Consider the following 18,336-nt stretch of genomic DNA (forward strand, 5'->3'; position numbering starts at 1 on the left):
CGTATCCCGCAGCGCGCTGCGCCCCGCCGAGGGCCGCCGCTAAGCCCGCTGCCACCAGCCGCAATCGGCATCCGCCACCTCGATGCCCGCCTTGTCAACGGCCGCCAGCCAGTCGGTCACCGATCGCCCACCCACCATGCCGTCGGGGAAGATGTCGGCGAGTGGCATCAGCACGAAGGCGCGCTCGGTCATGCGCGGATGCGGCACGGTCAGCCGCTCGCTGGCGATCGCGGCCTCGCCCCAGAGCAGCACGTCGATGTCGATGGTGCGCGGCCCCCAGCGCTCGATGCGCTCGCGTTTCATGCTGCGCTCGATGTCGAGCCCGACATCCAGCAGCGCCTCCGGCTGAAGCGCGGTTTCGACGAGCGCGCAGGCATTGAAGAACCATGCCTGGTCTGTCTTCCCCCAGGGCGGCGTTCGATAGAGGCGGGAAACGGCGGTGACGGACGTATCGGCCCGCCCGTCCAGGGCCCGAAGCGCCCGCGCCATCGCCGCGACGGGATCGCCGATATTGCCGCCAAGCCCGAGCGCGGCCCTGACGACGGGTTCGGATGCCATCGTCACGGGGAAACGTGCTCGACGGTCACCTCGACATAATCGAGCACGCCGGGCACCGGTGCGTTCGGCTTGCGGATCGACACCTTCGCGCGGCGCACCTGCGGGAAGGTCGAACAGAGCATGCGCGCCACCTCGTGTGCCAGCGCCTCGATCAGGTAGTAGCGCCGCCCGGTGATGATCTTCTCGATCTCGGTGAAGGCGATGCCGTAATGCACGGTATCCTCGATCGCATCGTTTTCGAGCGCGCTGCCCGGCGTCACGTCCATCTCCGCATCGACGAAGAAGCGCTGGCCGAGAAATTCCTCCTCGTCATGCACGCCGTGGCGGGCAAAGAAGGCGCAGTTCTTGAGCGTGATCTTGTAAGTCGTGGTCATCGCACGCCCTCTTCCATTTCAACTGTCGCGGCCTTTGTTTCCCGGAACCACCGGACCGCCTCCGCGCTATGACACAAGTCGGTGCGCCAGCATAGCATCCGCAACCGCCAGCGCGTCCCTGTTGATTGCGACATCATGCACCCGGAATACCGCCGCGCCCGCTGCCCGCAGCAGCGCCGTGGTGGCCGCAGTCGCCACATCGCGTTCGCCCGCCTCCCGGCCCGTCACGGCGCCGAGAAACCGTTTGCGCGAGGTGCCGACGAGCCAGGGCCGGCCAAACCGGTGCAACGCCCCGAACCGCGCCATCAGCGACAGGTTCTCATCGGCATCCTTGGCAAAGCCGAAACCGGGATCGAGCACGATCTGCCCGTCCGCAATGCCGGCGGCCGCCGCGATCTCCAGCGAGCGATCGAGAAACGCAATCTGGTCGGCGATGACGTCGGCGAGCTTCTCGCGTCCGCGCCCGGTATGCATGATGCAGAGCCCGGCCCCGTGCCGTGCCGCAACGCCGGCAATGTCGGGCTCGCGCTGCAGCCCGTGCACGTCGTTGACGATATGCGCGCCTGCGGCGACCGCCAGGTCAGCCGTCTCCGCGCGGTAGGTGTCGATCGAAAGGATCGCATCCGGAAGCCGCGCGCTGAGCGCCGCGATGACCGGCAGCACGCGCGCCTGCTCCTCGGCCGCCGTCACGGGTGCCGCATCCGGCCTGGTCGATTCGCCGCCGATGTCGAGAATGGCAGCGCCCGCCGCATGCGCCGCGACAGCAGACGCAACCGCCGTCTCCAGCGCAAAATTGACTCCGCCATCGGAAAAGCTGTCGGGCGTGACATTGATGATCGCCATCAGCACGCCCGTCGGCCCGAGCGTCAGCGAACGCTGATGCGCAAGTGTCCAGGTAAAGGGAAGGAAGGGATCGACCATCAAAGATCCGGGACCAGGGCCGCGTGAAACGGAATGTCTATTGCTTTGCATGAGCCTATGCCCCAAGCTTTATGCAAGTTCAATCGTGCCGAGCCATCCCGATGCGTCGCTTTCGTTTCTTGTCCGCCGCACTCGCCGCGCTGCTTGTCGTCTCCACGGCAGCACCCGCCGGTGCCGAACTGCGCTTTTCCAAGAGCTTTTCCTATTTCTCCGTCGGCGGCACCACCGCCGCCGAGCTGGATGGCGCCCTATCCCGCGAGGGGCCGCTGATGAAATCGACCGGCGCCCGCCATCCCGGCGCCACCCGCATCAAGTTCGGCGGCTCCGTCACCTATGTCAGCCGCGGCGGGAAATGCGCCGTCGGCAAGGCCGTGGTGACGCTCAACACCCGCATCATCCTGCCGCGCTGGGTAAACCGCAAGCGCGCCAACCCGGATCTGGCACTCGTCTGGGATACGCTTTCGGCCGACATCAAGCGGCACGAGGAGCGCCACGCCGAAATCGCCCGCAACTACGCCCGCACGCTGGAAACCACCCTGCAGAACCTCCGCCCCCAGACCGATTGCACCGAAATGCAGGCGCTGGTGGCACGCGAGAGCGAAAAGGCCGTGGCCGAACACGACAAGGATCAGGCCCGCTTCGACCGCTCGGAGGCCATCAACTTCGACCGCCGCATGATCCGCCTGCTCCAGTACCGCCTGGACACGATCAAGCGCCAGCAGGCACAACAGTAAGCCGCCGCGCACCGCCTCGGGCGGCATCGCCGGCCGAATCATCGGCCGAAGCGTTTGCGTAAGTCAAAACTGACGTATTCGCAGCCGATTTGCTGCCTTGCCCCACATATCACCGCGCCTTGCGCCGTGGTGGAAAGACAGTCAAATCAGATTCTTGGCGCGCCATGCCCCGGTTGATGGCACCGCAAACCCCTGTGACACAGGCTGTTGCGCATCGCCAGTATTTCACCAGTCATTTCTAGCGATAGTAAAACGTCAAATCGGCGTGTATCTTTCAAAGCATAGTCAGCGTTGATCAGAAGCGATGCCGGTTTGACAGACAACCGGAACAGGCTCTGACGGGAGATGTTGTCCCCGGCGCTGCAATGGCTTCGACATACTTTAACGAATGCTTGTGCGCGCTCGCGCCTCGGCTTCGCATGCGTGTCCGTGTTCTCCTGGCGTGTCCTAATGCGTGAGATGCTCCCTCCCTCATCATCACGCGACGCGCCCGCCTGGCCTCGCTGGTCCTCGACCTGCGAGGCTTTTTTTTGCGCGCATAACGCAACACGCCACCTGAATGAAATCCGGGTGGCACGATCATCGGCAGATGAAAAGAATGGATGCGGCAGGCCTCAGGCCTGGCGTTCCGGCACGTGCACGACGAGCCCGTCGAGCGCCGGGCTCATCTTGATCTGGCAGGAAAGGCGCGACGTCGGGCGGACGTCGAAGGCGAAGTCCAGCATGTCCTCTTCCATCGCTTCCGGCGCGCCGACAGCCGCCGTCCAGGCGTCATCGACATAGACATGACAGGTGGCGCAGGCGCAGGCGCCGCCGCATTCCGCCTCGATGCCCGGAATGGCCTTGCGGACGGCGTTTTCCATGACGGTCGTGCCGTCCTGGACATCAAGATCATGGCGCGTGCCGTCAAAGGCGACGATGGTAAGCTTGCTCATTCGAAACCCGGTGATGTCAGGAGCACGTTCGATGGCCCATGGCCGCCGCACATGCTCGCGCTTCTTGTTCTGGCCGCAGGAACCGGCGCGGGGGCGACCCCGCCCTGCTCGGACATGCGTGGTAAGACGGGAACCGCGAGGCCATAAGGGTCCGGCATGCGCGGCACACCGGATTTCTTCCCTCAATTCGCAAGGCCAGTCAACCGGCAGCGCGCCGCGAAAGCACGTCTCCTGAAACTGTCTCGCAGGTTTGGGCAAAAGACATGCAAAACCAGAATCCTACGGCATGTCACATGGCTTGCGAATCAGGCCGCACGCCGGAAAGCCTCCGGCGCGGAGCGGGCCGGCCCTGCCAGCCAGACCCGCGCCCGATGCCCTACGCCTTAGCGGCAGAGCTTCAGAACGAAATGTTCGGCCTCAAGCACGGCAGCGGAGAGCGCGGACAGATGCGCGTCGGCCTCCGGCTCGGCCTCGATCGTCTCGGCGGCACGGGCAACCATGTGTGCGCCGACGGAAAGGGCTGCGCCCTTGAGGCGATGGGCCGCAGCCTTGCGCGCCTCGATACCGCCCTCGCCCATGTCCTTCATGAGCTGGCGCGACTGGCGCGAGAACATCTGCAGGACTTCGAGCTCCAGCGCCTTGTCGCCCATCGTCTGGTTGGCGAGGTGGACGAGGTCGATCGGGCGAGCCTGCGAGGGGCGGAACATGCCGGAATTGTCAGGCGCTTCGAAGGCAATCTTGAGGGCTGCCATTGGTGTTTTTCCCTTGTTTTACAAATCGTCGGTCGGCGTCAAACGGTGGTTTCGCGCCAGGTGTCACGGGGTGTCTGTGTCCCGGAGCTTATGGCGGATCCGTCACCGGCATCTGTTCCCCGGGGAACCCGTCTCCGGGGGCGTGGACCAAGTGTTAGCCGACGGGCGCTGCTATCCCTTTAAACTGGGGCACAATCGGGGCTGGCGGACGCGGAAATCTACAAGTTTGGTTAACGTCTGTTAAACCCCGCGAAATGCTGCATTTTCGGGCACCTCGCGAAAATTGGCGGTTAAGAAATCATTAGGATTTTAACGTTTGCCGGAGGCGGTTAATTGTGTGGCGGCGGCTTCTGTGTCACTACGGTACGCTTGAGGCTTCCTCCTTTAGCCATGCGTAAAGGCGTGAGGGGGCACTGACGGAACATGGTGGAAAAACCGAGGTTTCGCAGGTGTCCGGCCCTGTGAGTGTGTAAGGTACGTGACGGTCCCGCCCGCGATGATCGCGGGAAACCGGCAGGCCTTCCCGGTCATGACGACCAACGGCGCGATGCTGGCGGCATCCGCCCGGTTTTCGTGGTCGGGCAGATAGTAACGAGGCGTTTCTGTATGGCGACGAAAAAGGGCAACGAATCGATCGATGATCAGGCATTTCGCGCGCTCGAAAATGCCTTGAGAATCGACTTCGACGAATTGAAGTCTTCGCTGAACGACCAGGCGGACCCGGATGCGCCGCCGTCCGGCGTGCCCGAGCCCGTGCCGCAGCCGACGCGCGCCGAACGCCGTGACCGCGATCAGAAGGCCCGCGACGTGAAGGCCCGCGCTGCCGCCCCTGCCCCCGCCGCCGCGACCGAACGGCGTGCCGAAACGCGCGCCGCCGCAGAACCTGCCCCGAAATCGCCCAGCTTTGCCGCCGCCAACGACGATTCCCGCCGCTCGAACTCCGCCCTTCTGCGCGCCTTCGACGTGCGCCAGGGTCGCCGCCCCATGCGCATGGCCGCCATCGTCTCGATCGTCTGGCTCGTCGGCACGCTCGGCATCGCCAATACGCTCTTCGGATCAGAGTTGTGGAGCATCCGCTCGCTCTCCGATCTCTCCGCGGCTCCGGGCGCGATCGGGGTGATGCTCGCCGCCTTCCTGCCCATGGCTGTCTTCTTCCTCGTCGCGCTGCTGGTTGCCCGCGTGCAGGAACTGCGCACCGCCGCCCGCTCCATGGCAGAAGTCGCGCTGCGCCTCTCCGAGCCGGAAACCATCGCCGCCGACCGCGTCATGTCGGTCGGCCAGGCCGTACGCCGCGAAGTCTCGGCCATGAACGAAGGCATCGAGCGCACCATTGCGCGCGCCACCGAGCTCGAAGCGCTTGTCCATTCCGAGGTCAATGCGCTCGAACGCAGCTACAGCGACAATGAGCTGCGCGTGCGCGCCCTCGTGCAGGAACTCGGCCTCGAGCGCGAAGCGATCATCGGCCATGCCGACCGCATCCGCTCCTCCATCGTCGGTGCCCAGTCGCAGCTGAAGGACGAGATCGCCAACGTCAGCGACGAGGTCGCCCGCCGCATCGCGACCTCGGGCGAAGCCTTCGCCTCGCTCATCGAGACGCGCGCCGCCACGCTGAACGAGAAGTCCAGCAGCGCGATCCAGACGATCAGCGCCATGCTGACGACCCGCGCCGATGCGCTCCTGTCGAATCTCACCACCGCCGGCGTGCAGCTCGGCAACGAATTTGACGCCCGCCTCGACCAGCTCAGCCAGACGCTCAACAAGCGCGGCCAGCAACTGCTCGGCCAGTTCGAGACGCGCGCCTCGACGCTCGACGCCAACACCGAAAAGCTCAATGCCGCCCTGAACGAGCGCGCCCGCCAGCTCAACGAGACGCTGATCGCCCGCACCCGCGACCTCAACGAGACCCTGAGTTTCGGCCAGCAGACGATCGCCGGCGGCATCGAGGAGATGCTCCTGTCGATCAACACGACGCTGGAAGACAAGGGCCAGTCCTTCCGCCAGACGCTTCAGTCCGTGGCCGACGAGACCATCATGGATCTCGATCTGCGCTCGGGCTTCTTCGAAGACAAGCTGCAGGCCACCGTCGGCCAGCTTTCGGGCGCGTTCGACAACCGCTTCACCGAGTTCGCCGATGCCTTCGACCGTCGCGCCAGCCAGCTGGACAGCCGCATCAGCAACAGCCTCGGCCGGATCGAAAAGGCCGTGGACGGTGGCTCGGATGCGATCGGCGGCGTGCTGGACGAGCGCATCGACCGGCTGAACGCGGCCCTCACGGATCGCTCGCTGACGCTCGCTGCCACGCTCGGCGCGACCCAGGACTTCATCGAAGACAGCATCAGCAGCAAGACGGTTGCGCTGACGGAGGCCATGCAGGACGCCCACCAGCGCGTCGATGCGATCATGGCGGAACGCTCGACCTCGCTGATCGGCGCACTGGCCGCGACGCGCAGCGCCATCGAGGAAACGATGACCACCAGCACCACCTCCATGGCCAAGGCCATGCAGTCCGTGCAGGAACGCATCGACTCGACGATGGCGGATCGCTCCGCCGCCCTGATCGGCGCGCTCGGCGCCACCCGCAGCGCCATCGAGGAGACGGTGACCACCACCACCGCCTCCATGGAAGACGCCATGCAGTCCGCGCAGGACCGGATCGACGCGACGCTCGTGGATCGCTCCGCCATCCTGATCGGCGCGCTCGGCGCCACCCGCAGCGCCATCGAGGAAACGATGGCCAGCAACGCGACCTCCATGGCAAACGCCATGAAAGCCGCGCAGGAAGATATTGATTCGGTTCTGTTCGAGCGCTCCACTGCTCTCATCGGCTCGCTCGGCGCCACCCAGGCCGCAATCGAGGAGAGCATCGAGGCACGCACCGCGGCGCTGACGGATGCCATGCAGACCGTTCACCTGCGGGTCGATGATGTCCTGGCCGAGCGCTCCACGGCACTCGTCGGCGCCCTCGGCGCCACGCAGATGGCGATCGAGGAAAGCATCGGCAGCCGCACCGACGCGCTCGAAAAGACCATCGGCGAGCGCACGGCGGCCCTGACATCGGCTCTCGAAACCGTCCACCAGCGCGTCGATGGCGTGCTGGCGGAGCGTTCCGGTGCCCTGATCGGTGCGCTCGACGCCACCCAGACGGCCATCGAACAGAGCATCGGCACCCGCACCGGCGCCCTGACGGAAGCCTTGAAGACGGTTCATGACCGTGTCGATACCGTTCTGTCGGATCGCTCCGGCGCGCTCCTCGGCGCCCTCGACGCGGCCCAGGCCCGCCTCGACAACGGCTTCGGCGGTCGCGCCGAAATGCTTCAGCGCACGCTGGTCGAAAGCGAGCGCCGCATCAATGACGGCCTTGCCTCCGGCGCACTCGCCATCGAGACCGCCATGGCCGCCAACACCGATCGGCTGGACGAGGTCCTGTCGAGCCATAGCGAAAAGATCGGCTCCAGCATCGCCGAGAAGATCGAGACGGTGGAAGCCGCCATTGCCGGCGGTCAGCAGCGGCTCGACAAGGTCCTGTCGAACGGCACGGGCGGCATTGCCGAAGCCATCGGCAGCGGCCTCGGCGCCATGGACATCACCCTTTCGGCAGCACGTGACCAGCTGGAAACCACGCTGAGCGCCCATGGACGGGATCTCGGCCGCACGCTGGACGAAAGCCATGATCGCCTGACGACGACGCTGATGGCCCAGAGCCTTCAGATCCAGACCGGCCTCGACAGCAGCATCGAGACGATCGAGACTGCGCTGTCGGGCGGCTACGAGCGGATCGGCGGGGCGATCGGCGGCCACAGCCGCGAAATCGCCGCGACCATCGAAGGCGGCCTTGCGACCATCGACACCAACCTGTCGGCCACCCATGTGCGCCTGGCCGCAACACTCTCCGAGCGCAGCCAGGAGATCACCCAGACCCTCGACAGCCGCATCACCGCCGTCGAGGCTGCGCTGGCGTCCGGCCAGGATCGCGTCGAGCGAACCTTGTCGAACAGCACCACCGCCATCCAGACGGCGCTCGAGGTCGGCCAGGATCGTCTGTCCTCCGCCCTGCTGTCCAGCGGTCGCGAATTTGCCGAAACGCTCGGCTCGGGCCTCGGCACGATCGAACATGCCCTCACCGATAGCCACGAGCGCCTGAGCGCCAAGCTGACGGACGGCATTGCCGACATGGGCGAGCGTGCCCGCATGATGGTCGACAGCGTCGGCGAGCGGTTCGACGACATGGCCACCAGCTTCGCGCTGCGCACCGCCGTGACGGCCGAAACGCTCGGCGACCGCACCGGCGAACTGGGCGATCAGCTTGCCGAACGCGTGGGCACGCTGACCGAAACGATGCTGCGCACCTCGGACAACGCCGCCAGCACCATTGCCGGCACGGCCGAAACGCTGGCCGCAAGCCTGGTCTCCACGCAGGCGACCCTGCGCGGCGACCTCGACAGCCGGATCGAAACGATCCGCTCGACCCTGTCGGACGGCCGCGAGGATATTCGCGGCGTACTCGATGGCCAGTCGGCGGCGATTGCCAACACCCTGTCGTCGGGAACGGCCCAGCTCGAAATCGCGCTGGAGGCCCGCAAGGCCGCCATCGGCCAGACGATCGAGGCCAGCGCTGTCGCGCTCGAGGACCGTCTGCGCTCCTCCACCAGCGCCATCGCCGACCGCCTCGGCGAGACCGCCAACCATATCGGCCGGGCAGCCGACACGCTCAACAGCCAGATGGACAATTCCTTCAACGGCCTCAACGAGCGTCTGGGCGAAACCGCCCTCCAGATCGAAACCAGCATCGGCGTGCTCGGCGAGCGCATCCGCGACAGCGTCACCGGCGTTCAGGCCATGGTGGATCTGGCCGGCCGCGACATCGGCGACAGCCTGGCGAGCCGCATCGTGGATCTCGAACGTGCCGGCACCTCCGCCGCCAGCCAGATCGACACGGCGCTCGGCGCCCGCGTCGGCGATATCGAGCGCGTCACCGCCACGGCCGCCAGCCAGATCGATGCGACCCTTGGCGCCCGGGTCGGCGATATCGAACGCATCACCGTCACCGCCGCAAGCCAGATCGATGCCACCCTTGGAGCCCGCGTCGAGGATATCGAGCGCATCACCGCGACCGCGGCCAGCCTCATCGACGACACGCTGGCCACCCGCGCCGGCGACCTCGAGCGCACGGTCGCATCCGCCGCCAGCCGTCTCGACCACACGCTTGCCAGCCGGACCGGCGAACTGGCGCGCGCCGGCGACAGCACGGCGACCCGCATCGACGAGGCTCTGACCGCCCGCGTCACCGATCTCGAGCGCATCGCCGACACCGGCGCCAGCCGCATCGCCTCCACCCTGGAGCAGGGCACCGCCCATCTCGAAGAGCGCTTCGGGACCATGGATCGCGCCCTTGGCATCGGCCTCGACAATGTCAGCCGCACGCTGGAGACCCGCGCCGGCGCGCTGGCCGTCACGCTGCGCAGCGCCGTGCAGCAGACGACCGAAGAGATCGACGCCGAAGCCCGGCGCGCAGCCGAACGCCTCGCCCAGACGGGCGAGAGCTTCACCGGCGCGCTCGACCTGCAGAGCAGGACCTTTGCCGAAACCGTCGAGCAGAAGGCCAACGAAACCGCTGCCCGCAGCGCATCCCTCGCCCGCGGCGTGACGGACGCCTCGGATGCCGCGATCGCGCGTCTTTCGGAAGCCAACGAGCGGATTGGCGAAAAGGCCCGCCTCGTCAATGCCAGCATCGATGAAGCCGCCGGCAGCGCCGTCGAGCGCCTGTCCCTGGCCGGCGAGGAGATCGGCGAGCGCGCCCGCGCCGTCCAGCAAACCATCGACGTGGCGTCCGCCACTGCGGTGTCGCGCTTTGCCGAGGCCGGCAAGACCATCGACGCCCAGGCCCGCAACGTGTCGACCAGCCTCGGCGCCGTGGAAAAGGCGCTGGAAGCGCGCGGCGACTCGATCCGCGCGACGCTGGACGAGCGCACCCGCGACCTCAACTCGCTGCTCTCCACGCGCTCGGCAGAGCTTGGCCGCCTGATCGACGAACAGGCTCGCCCGCTTGTGGACCGCTATGCCGCGACCGGCGCCCAGGCTGCCGACCAGATCAGCATGGCCGCCCGCGACAGCGCCGACCGGCTGCGCGCCGAAAGCGCCTCGCTGGTGGAAACGATCACCCAGCGCACCGGCGAGACCATCGATGCCCTGTCGAACCGCGCGACCGAAACGGCCGGCGCGATGCAGCAGATGGAATCGCGGCTGGCCGCCACGGCCACCTCGCTCATCGATCGCCTCGCCCGCAGCAACACCGCCATGGGTGAGGTGCTGGACACCGCCGAAAACACGCTCGGCGCGATGGAAGGCAAGCTCGATGCCACCACCCAGCGCATCTCCGACACGGCCGAGCGCGTCTTCGACGTGCTCGCAAGCTCGACCCGCCTCATCGAAGGCCGCGTCGATAAACTGGCGGATGTGTCGTCGCACACGCTCTCACAGATCGGCGGCATCGTCGGTCGCTTCGAGGAGCATTCGAAGGTCCTGAGCCAGGCATCCGACCTGCTCGGCGCGGCACAGTCGAACCTCGCCAACACGCTCGATGAGCGCCAGGAAGCCCTGCGCACCCTGTCGGTGGGCCTTGTCCGGCGCTCGGAAGAGGTGGAGAACACCATGCGCCAGGTGGAAGGCCTGGTGGACGCCGCCTTTGCCCGCGCCGAACAGCGCGCCGTGGAGACGACGGACACGCTGCGCAGCGGCATCCAGTCTTCCTTCGTCGAAATCGGCCGCGTGCTGACCGACGCCGAGACCCGCGCCGCCGCCACCGCCGAAGCCCTGCGCAACACCGTCGCCAAGGCCGGCGAGGATGCAGGCCAGGCCGTCGCCCAGACCGCAAGGCAGGCAGAAGAACGCTCCGCCCAGGTGGCGAACGCCATCCGCCAGGGTCTGCGCTCGAGCTACGAAGAGGTCAACCAGGTCCTTTCCGCCGCCGAGCAGCGCGCGCTCAAGGCTGCCGAAACGCTGCGCGGAACCGCGGCCCAGGCCGGTGCCGAGGCGACCGAAAGCGTCGAGCAGGCCTTCCAGTCGGCCGAAGAACGCTCCAGGGAAGTCGCCCAGCGCCTGCGCGGCAGCGTCACCACCTCGCTCGCCGATGTGGACCGCGTGCTGGCCGAAGCCGGCAAGCGTTCGGAAGGGGCAAGCGAGCAGCTGCGCGCCGTCCTGCGCCAGTCCGCCGACGAGGCCATCACCCGTTTCTCGGGTGCCACGGAAGAAATCCGCCGTGCCGCCGACGAGATCCGCCGCGAACTCGGCGCGACGCGCGAAGACCTGAAGCGCGGCGCCTTCGACCTGCCGGAAGAGGCGAAAGAAAGCGCCGGCGCCATGCGCCGCGCCGTCGCCGAGCAGATCAAGGCCCTGCAGGATCTCTCGGCCATCATCGGTCGTTCCTCCAATGCCCTGGAGTTCGCGACGCCGACGGCGCGCCAGCCCGCCGCGGCCTCTGCTGCGGCAGCCCTGCCCACGACGGCCCTTCCGGCCGGCATGGGGGCAGGCGTTTCGGCAACGATTGCCGCCGGCCTGCCGCAGGCCGCACCGCTGCGCGCCAGCGCCCAGCCGGAGCCGCGCGAGGCCCTGCGCGGCAGCCTCGGCCTCGACCGCGCGACGCAGCCGGCCCAGCAGCCACGCCTGCCGACCGCCGATGCGGCCGCTGCCGACTACCGTCCCCGCCAGGAAGAAGGCGGCGGCTGGGTCCGCGATCTCCTGCGCGCCGCCTCGCGCGAGGAAGCGCCGGCCCCTGCCCCGCGCCAGCCGGATCCGCAGCCCCAGCCCGCACGGCCGGCCACGGAAGCCCGCAACCCGCGCCATGTCGTCGAATCGCTCAACTCGCTGTCGGTCGATATCGCCCGCGCCATCGACCACGACGCCTCCGTCGATCTGTGGCGCCGCTACCAACGCGGCGAGCGCGACGTCTTCACCCGTCGCCTCTATACGCTGAAGGGCCAGCAGACCTTCGACGAGATCAAGCGCAAGTACGACCGCGAACCGGAATTCCGCACCGCCGTCGATCGCTACATCGGCGATTTCGAAAAACTGCTCTCGGACGTCGCCCGCAACGACCGCGACCGCACCATGACCCAGAGCTATCTGACCTCCGACACCGGCAAGGTCTACACCATGCTCGCCCACGCCGCCGGCCGCTTCAGCTGAGCCAACGGCTGCGCAGGACGCAATGAGAAGGCCCGCCGGGAAACCGGCGGGCCCTTTTTTTGATTGGCCGGCCCGCCAGGTCGCAACGATCTCCGGCCTCGTCGCCGGGATGGCCGATGTCATCGTCGTGACGTGGCCGGGGCGACGGCTGTCATCCCGCAACCGCCCGCTTTCCCTAGGCACGCCGTCTGGTCTACCATCGACAGAAGATGGCCCTCAGGGTCGCGAATGCGATGCCGGATCGCGGCGGGGCGATGGAGAGGTTCAAACGATGGAAGTCGGGTTGCAAGAGGTCATGGCCGAGGAGCGCGGGACGCAGGCCGAACAGGGCGCGATTCCCGGCATCCGCGAAACGCACGGCGTCTCCCTGTTCACCATCACGCAGGCGACGACCGCCGTCTTCACGGATCTGTTCATCGGCCTCACCTTTCTCTGCTTCATCCGCTCCGGTGCAAAACGCGTCATCTGTCCGGTCAACGGCGAACTGATCGGCGAGGAAGGCGATCTCATGGTCTTCCCGCCCGGCTCCTTCGTGACCCTGGAAAACCGCCCGGTCCCGCGGGTCGGTTACCGCGCCGATGGCGTCTGTTTCACGCGCGATCTTCTGGATGAGGTCTTTTCCGATCCCGCGCCGCACCAGCCGCCCGCCGGTATCCAGATCCTGCGAGCCGCCGCACACCGCCCCACCGACATCCTGGCGCTGCTGAAGGCCACGGTCACCGAGGAGAGCCTGCCGCCGCTGCTCCTGCGCCATCGCCTCCTGGAGCCGCTCATCTGGCTGCGCCATCAGGGCATCAAGCTGCCGGCGCGCGATGACGAAGCCCCTTCGACCAGGGTGCGCCGCCTGATCGAGACAGACGTCGCGCGGCCTTGGCGCATCGGAGACGTCGCCGGGCATTTCGCCATGAGCGAAGCGACCTTCCGGCGCTGGCTGACGCGATCCGGCCCCGGCTTTGCGCGCATCCTCCTCCATACCCGCCTTGAGCGCGGTCTTGCCCTGCTGCAGACGACGACGCTGCCGATCTCGCAGATCGCGCTCGACTGCGGCTTCAAGACGCCATCGCATTTCTCCGACGCCTTTCGTGAACGGTTCGGCATCAAGCCGAAATCGATCCGGGAGGCAGAGAAATGAGCGATTTTCGATAGTCTTTGATCGGCGGCCGGAAGCGGGCCATCGTTTGCGGGGCTATCCCTGTGGCATGATCAACCGTCCAGAAGGGACACGTTCATGCCGAAGACAGCCTTCCTCCCCGCTCTCCTCCCCGCTCTCCTCCCCGTTCTCTTCCTTGCCGCCACGCTCGGCTCCGCAGCCAGCGCCGCCGACTTCAGGCTCACCAGCACCTCGATCGCGGAAGGCGCGCAGCTTGCGCCGGACGCCGTCTTCGCAGGCTTCGGCTGCGAGGGTGGCAACCGCTCGCCGGATCTCGCCTGGACCGGCGCGCCTGAGGGCACGAAGAGCTTCGCCATCACCGCCTATGATCCCGATGCCCCGACAGGATCGGGCTGGTGGCACTGGAATGTCGTCAATATCCCCGCCTCCGTCACCGGCCTGGATGCGGGCGCCGGCAGCGGCGGCGAGATGCCGGCAGGCGCAGTCGCGCTGAAGAACGACTATGGGAGCGCCGGCTTCGGCGGCGCCTGCCCGCCGCCGGGCGAAGTCCACCGCTACATCTTCACCGTCCATGCGCTCTCGGCCGAGAAGCTCGATCTGCCGGAAAACGCCAGCAACGCGCTGGCCGGCTTCATGATCGGCGCCAGCACCATCGCCACTGCACGGATCACCGCCGTCTATAACCGCTGACGGGCCCGCCCGCAGCCAACTCTGCCACCCTTCCAAAAAGCCGGCGGCGGGAGTCACCTCCCGCCGCCGTCATGCCTTTGTCGCGTGGCCGGCCCGGCCGATCATGCGCTTACCCGATCATTGCATTGTCGGCGCGCTTGATGGCGACGATGGTCGAGCGCGGCAGCTTGCCCTCGCCGTCCGGGAAGGGCGCGTCGGGGTGCTGGATGCCGACGAAGTGGGTGCGCTTGTCGGCCGACCAGGTCTGGCCCGTCACTTCCGCACCCTTCGGCGCCGTCAGGAAGCGCTCGATGCGGCCCGTCACGGGGTCGCCGGCGAGCATCTGGTTGTTGCCCTGGCCGGCAAAATCGCCCTCGTTGGTGTCCTCGCCATCCGTCTGGATCCAGAGCAGGCCGGTCGAATCGAACATCATCCCGTCGGGCGAGTTGAACATGTTGCCCTCGTTGATGTTCGCCGAACCCGCATAGGCATCCTTGTGGACCGACGGGTTGCCGGCCATGCAGAACAGGTCCCACTTGAAGCGACCGTCCGCATGGTCGTCGTTTTCCGGATACCAGCGCACGATCTGGCCGTAGCCGTTCTTCTCGCGCGGATTGACGGCGTTGAGGGTGAGTTCGTCACCGCCGGCATTGGTGCGCAGCTTGCCGTCCTTCATCTCGCCGCGGCGGCTGTTGTTGGTCAGCGCGCAATAGGCTTCCACGGCGACCGGGTTGATGGCAACCCATTCGGGACGGTCCATGGTGGTGGCGCCGACCTTCGAGGCGGCCTTGCGGGTGAAGACGGCGATCTCGTCGGCCTTCATGCCCGTCGTCTCGGGCGTCAGCGCCAGCCATTCGCCGGTGCCGTCGTCGGAAAACTTCGCGACATGCAGCGTGCCCTCGTCGAGCAGCGTGGAGGTGTCGCCGCCCGGCACATAGATGCCGCTGGAAACGAACTTGTAGAGAAACTCGCCACGCTCGTCGTCGCCCATATAGACGATGACGCGGCCGTCGCGGGCAATCGTCACGGCGGCGTTCTCATGCTTGATGCGGCCGAGCGCGGTGCGCTTCACGGGCTTGGACGTGGCATCCGCCGGATTGATCTCCACGACATAGCCGAAACGGTGCGGCTCGTTCGGGTTCTTGGAGACGTCGAAGCGCGGATCGAATTTCTCGTAGGAATAGACCGACTCGGCGGCAATGCCATAGCGCTTGTAGTCTGCCGGCAGGGCGAAATTCGCGTCCGTCGAGCCGAAATAGCCGTTGAAGTTCTCTTCGCAGGTCAGATACGTGCCCCAGGGCGTCTTGCCGGCGCCGCAATTGTTGAGCGTGCCGAGACAGTCGGTGCCGGTGGCATCGGCTTCGGTCTTCAGGAGATCGGAGCCGGCGGCGGGGCCGGAAAGCGTCATCGGCGTATTGTGGTGGATGCGGCGGTTGAAGGGGCTGTCGAGCACGATCTGCCAGCCGTTTTCACCCTCGGCGACTTCCATCACGGTCACGCCCTGCATGTTCTGCAGGATCTTCACGTCGTCGGCCGACTGGGGAATGCCCTTTTCGGCATGCGGCAGGTTGATTTCGGGGTTCACATATTCATGATTGACGGCGATCAGCTGGTGGCCGCCGACCACGAAGAGTTCCATGCCGTCGGTGTTCTCGCCGAAGACCTTGTCGGAATTTTCCACCGAAACGCCCTTGGCCGGATCGACATCCGGGACATTGGAAAAGAGCGGCTGGCCCCATTTGGCAAGCGGCTTCCAGCTGTAGCCGTCCGGCACATGCACGGTCGCGTCCGTCCCGGCCGGAACCGGCGTGAAGGGAAAGCGCGAGGTCGCGGTGGCGGCTTCGGCGGCGGTGGAGCTCATCAGCTGGCCGAGCGTGCCCATGGCGGCGGCAGCCGAACCGAAAGCCAGAATGCCACCAAGGAAGCCGCGGCGCGAAACGGCAGCCTCGACGACGCGGTCGAAATCGGTAACGGCCGGCGGCGGATTCTGCAGCTCGTCCCATTCGTCCCAGCTCAGCTTGAACGTGTCGGTCCTGGTCATGATACCCTCTCTGGCATGGTGGATCGGAAGTGACACAGGCGGGGTAGCGGCGCGAATTTACAGCGCCGTGACATGCCGGCCCCCGGCACGGAAACGTGATCAGATGTTATCGCAGCGGCAAGCCCGCCTTCCGCCCGCCGCCCAAGCTTGCCAGACGACGCGGTTGTCGGGGATAAGTGCGGGCCGGCTATCCCGCAGCAGCGCGCGACGCGATAGACACGAAGCCTCCAGCCGGTTCAGGGTGAGCATCCACCGCGCGCTTGGATGCGGGCCGGCAGCGCAGGCACAAAGGAGAATGGCCATGGTGCGATCGATCTACATGGCGGGCCCGGAAGTCTTCCTGCCGAATGCCCGCGCCATCATGGAGGAAAAGACGCGCCTTGCCCGCGAGGCCGGCTTCCGCGCCATCTGCCCCGGCGACCTCGATATTCCCCCGGCGCCGACCAAGAAGGATTTCGGCCTGTCGATCAGCCGGGTGGATGAGGAGATGATGCTGGAGGCCGACGCGATCATCGCCAACCTTACGCCCTTCCGCGGCCTTGCCGCCGATGTCGGCACGGCCTTCGAGCTCGGCTTCATGTGCGCGCTCGGCAAGCCCGTCACGGCCTATACGAATGTGCCGGAAAGCCATTATGCGCGCACGGTCGCCTATTACGAGGGCCGGGTCACGCGCGGCGAGGACGGGTATATCCGAGGCACGGACGGGCTGTCGCTGGAGGATTTCGAGATGATCGACAATCTGATGCTGCATGGCGGCGTCGAGCGCCGTGGCGGCCTCGTCGCCATCGGCAGTGCAGCCCCCGATGCGCTCTACACCGATCTTGCCGCCTTCCGGCGGTGCCTTGCCCACCTCAAGGACCGCTTCGCCTGATCGGCAAGCACAGGTCCAGCCGAAGCGCGACCGCCTCGGCTGGACGTAGGATGATCCCGTCATCACAGGGTCTGGAAAATGATCCGGTAATTCCCGGACGTGTCAGCGGCGATAGATCAGCCAGCTCTTGCCGCTGTCCTTGCGCATGCCGTCTTCGTAATGGACCACGCGGTTGCGGCCGCCATTCTTGGCGCAGTAGAGCGCCAGGTCGCTCTTCTGGTAAAGGTCGGTCGGGTCGTCGGCTTCCGAGACCATGCAGATGCCGATGGACAGCGTGATCGGGCCGTAATTGATGCCGGTCTTGGAATTCTTGAAGGGCGTTGCGGCCACGGCCGCGCGCACCCGCTCGGCCACGGCCTGGCATTCCTCCGGCGAAAGGTCCGACACGATGACGGCGAACTCCTCGCCGCCGGTGCGCGCCACGAAAGCCTCGCGCGGCACGGTCAGGCGGATCAGATTGCCGACGGTCGCCAGGATCTTGTCGCCCACCGGATGGCCGTAGGCGTCGTTGACCTTCTTAAAGTGGTCGATATCCGCGACCAGAAGGCCGGTCGTGTGCCGAGACTTCTCCGAATTGTAGACGCCCGTCAGCCGCTCGTCGAAGGCGCGACGGTTGGCGAGCCGCGTCAGCGAGTCCGTGTTGGCAATCCGCTTGTACTCGTCGAGTTCCTGGCGGATCGATTCGATCTCGAAGGACTTCTGCACGACGTTCTCGACGCGCTCCTTGCCCTCGGTCATCGTCGCATTGGTCGCATCGGCCAGAATGTTGATCGCATGGCGCAGCAGTTCCACGCCGGTTGCGCTCTTGCCGTTGATGTTGCGATAGGCCTCGCCGAGGATCTGGTTGTAGTTCTCGAGCGCATGCTGCTCGTCGCGCAGCATGTTCAGGATCTCGGTGAGCTGTGCCGACAGGTTGCGATGCGCCGTCTCCAGCGTCGCCGGGCGGTGGATATGCGCAAAGTAGCGCATGCCGATCTCGTCAAGCTCTTCCTGCGTGGCCTTGCTGCCGAGCGCCGCAAGCTCCTTGGTCAGCTTCGGGTTCGAGCCGATGTAAGCCTCGTAATAAAGCTCATAGTTTCGCGGAATCGGCGCGATCCCCATCACGCGCATGGCATGCGTCACCTGGGCTGCGATATCTGGTACCGGCATCTTCTGCGCTGGAGCAGCGGCCATATGACGACCCCACGTC

12 protein-coding genes are annotated in these 18,336 nt (G+C 66.5%); 5 read left to right on the forward strand and 7 right to left on the reverse strand.

The genetic code is table 11. The annotated features are described in order from the left end of the window. Positions 1–39 precede the first annotated feature (39 nt). The 3 genes from folK to folP all read right to left on the reverse strand — a co-directional run bounded on the left by folK (position 40) and on the right by folP (position 1,856). Positions 40–558: a 2-amino-4-hydroxy-6-hydroxymethyldihydropteridine diphosphokinase gene (gene folK, locus ACED18_RS04225; RefSeq protein ID WP_377291029.1), complete on the reverse strand. Its 519-nt coding sequence runs from the start codon at positions 556–558 to the stop codon at positions 40–42. A 2-nt stretch (positions 559–560) separates the two neighbouring features. Next, positions 561–932 carry a dihydroneopterin aldolase gene (gene folB, locus ACED18_RS04230; protein ID WP_377289293.1) on the reverse strand — a complete coding sequence of 124 codons (372 nt, stop codon included), beginning with the start codon at positions 930–932 and terminating at the stop codon, positions 561–563. A 66-nt stretch (positions 933–998) separates the two neighbouring features. After that, positions 999–1,856 carry a dihydropteroate synthase gene (folP, locus tag ACED18_RS04235; RefSeq protein WP_377289295.1) on the reverse strand — a complete coding sequence of 286 codons (858 nt, stop codon included), beginning with the start codon at positions 1,854–1,856 and terminating at the stop codon, positions 999–1,001. 98 nt (positions 1,857–1,954) lie between these two features. Between folP and ACED18_RS04240 the strand changes: the two genes are divergently transcribed. Next, entirely contained in the window at positions 1,955–2,587 is a 633-nt protein-coding gene (locus tag ACED18_RS04240; RefSeq protein WP_377289297.1) for a DUF922 domain-containing Zn-dependent protease, read from the forward strand. Between the two features lie 614 nt (positions 2,588–3,201). Here ACED18_RS04240 and ACED18_RS04245 read toward each other — a convergent pair. After that, positions 3,202–3,522, reverse strand: coding sequence for a 2Fe-2S iron-sulfur cluster-binding protein (locus ACED18_RS04245; protein ID WP_149737303.1), 321 nt, complete (start codon positions 3,520–3,522; stop codon positions 3,202–3,204). A gap of 383 nt (positions 3,523–3,905) precedes the next feature. Further along, positions 3,906–4,274, reverse strand: coding sequence for an Hpt domain-containing protein (locus ACED18_RS04250; RefSeq protein ID WP_377289300.1), 369 nt, complete (start codon positions 4,272–4,274; stop codon positions 3,906–3,908). Between the two features lie 606 nt (positions 4,275–4,880). On the opposite strand from ACED18_RS04250, the gene ACED18_RS04255 reads away from it, so the two are divergent. The 3 genes from ACED18_RS04255 (at position 4,881) to ACED18_RS04265 (ending at position 14,256) form a co-directional block, all read left to right on the forward strand. Beyond that, positions 4,881–12,455, forward strand: a complete 7,575-nt coding sequence (locus ACED18_RS04255) for a hypothetical protein (protein ID WP_377289302.1) — start codon at positions 4,881–4,883, stop codon at positions 12,453–12,455. 271 nt (positions 12,456–12,726) lie between these two features. After that, positions 12,727–13,587, forward strand: coding sequence for a helix-turn-helix transcriptional regulator (locus ACED18_RS04260; protein WP_377289304.1), 861 nt, complete (start codon positions 12,727–12,729; stop codon positions 13,585–13,587). Positions 13,588–13,683: 96 nt separating this feature from the next. Further along, the gene (locus ACED18_RS04265; RefSeq protein WP_377289306.1) at positions 13,684–14,256 is read left to right on the forward strand and encodes a YbhB/YbcL family Raf kinase inhibitor-like protein; all 573 of its coding nucleotides are present in this window, start codon (positions 13,684–13,686) and stop codon (positions 14,254–14,256) included. Between the two features lie 109 nt (positions 14,257–14,365). Here the strand turns inward: ACED18_RS04265 and ACED18_RS04270 are convergent, their stop codons facing one another. After that, positions 14,366–16,276, reverse strand: coding sequence for a PhoX family protein (locus ACED18_RS04270; RefSeq protein ID WP_377289308.1), 1,911 nt, complete (start codon positions 16,274–16,276; stop codon positions 14,366–14,368). Positions 16,277–16,577: 301 nt separating this feature from the next. Between ACED18_RS04270 and ACED18_RS04275 the strand changes: the two genes are divergently transcribed. Then, complete coding sequence (locus ACED18_RS04275) at positions 16,578–17,147, forward strand: nucleoside 2-deoxyribosyltransferase (RefSeq protein WP_377289310.1); 570 nt, start codon at positions 16,578–16,580, stop codon at positions 17,145–17,147. A gap of 102 nt (positions 17,148–17,249) precedes the next feature. Here ACED18_RS04275 and ACED18_RS04280 read toward each other — a convergent pair whose 3' ends face one another. Then, positions 17,250–18,320, reverse strand: a complete 1,071-nt coding sequence (locus ACED18_RS04280; RefSeq protein WP_377289312.1) for a GGDEF domain-containing protein — start codon at positions 18,318–18,320, stop codon at positions 17,250–17,252. Between the last annotated feature and the right edge of the window lie 16 nt (positions 18,321–18,336).

The sequence above is a fragment of the Rhizobium sp. SG2393 genome, from assembly GCF_042610495.1.
GTDB lineage: Bacteria > Pseudomonadota > Alphaproteobacteria > Rhizobiales > Rhizobiaceae > RU20A.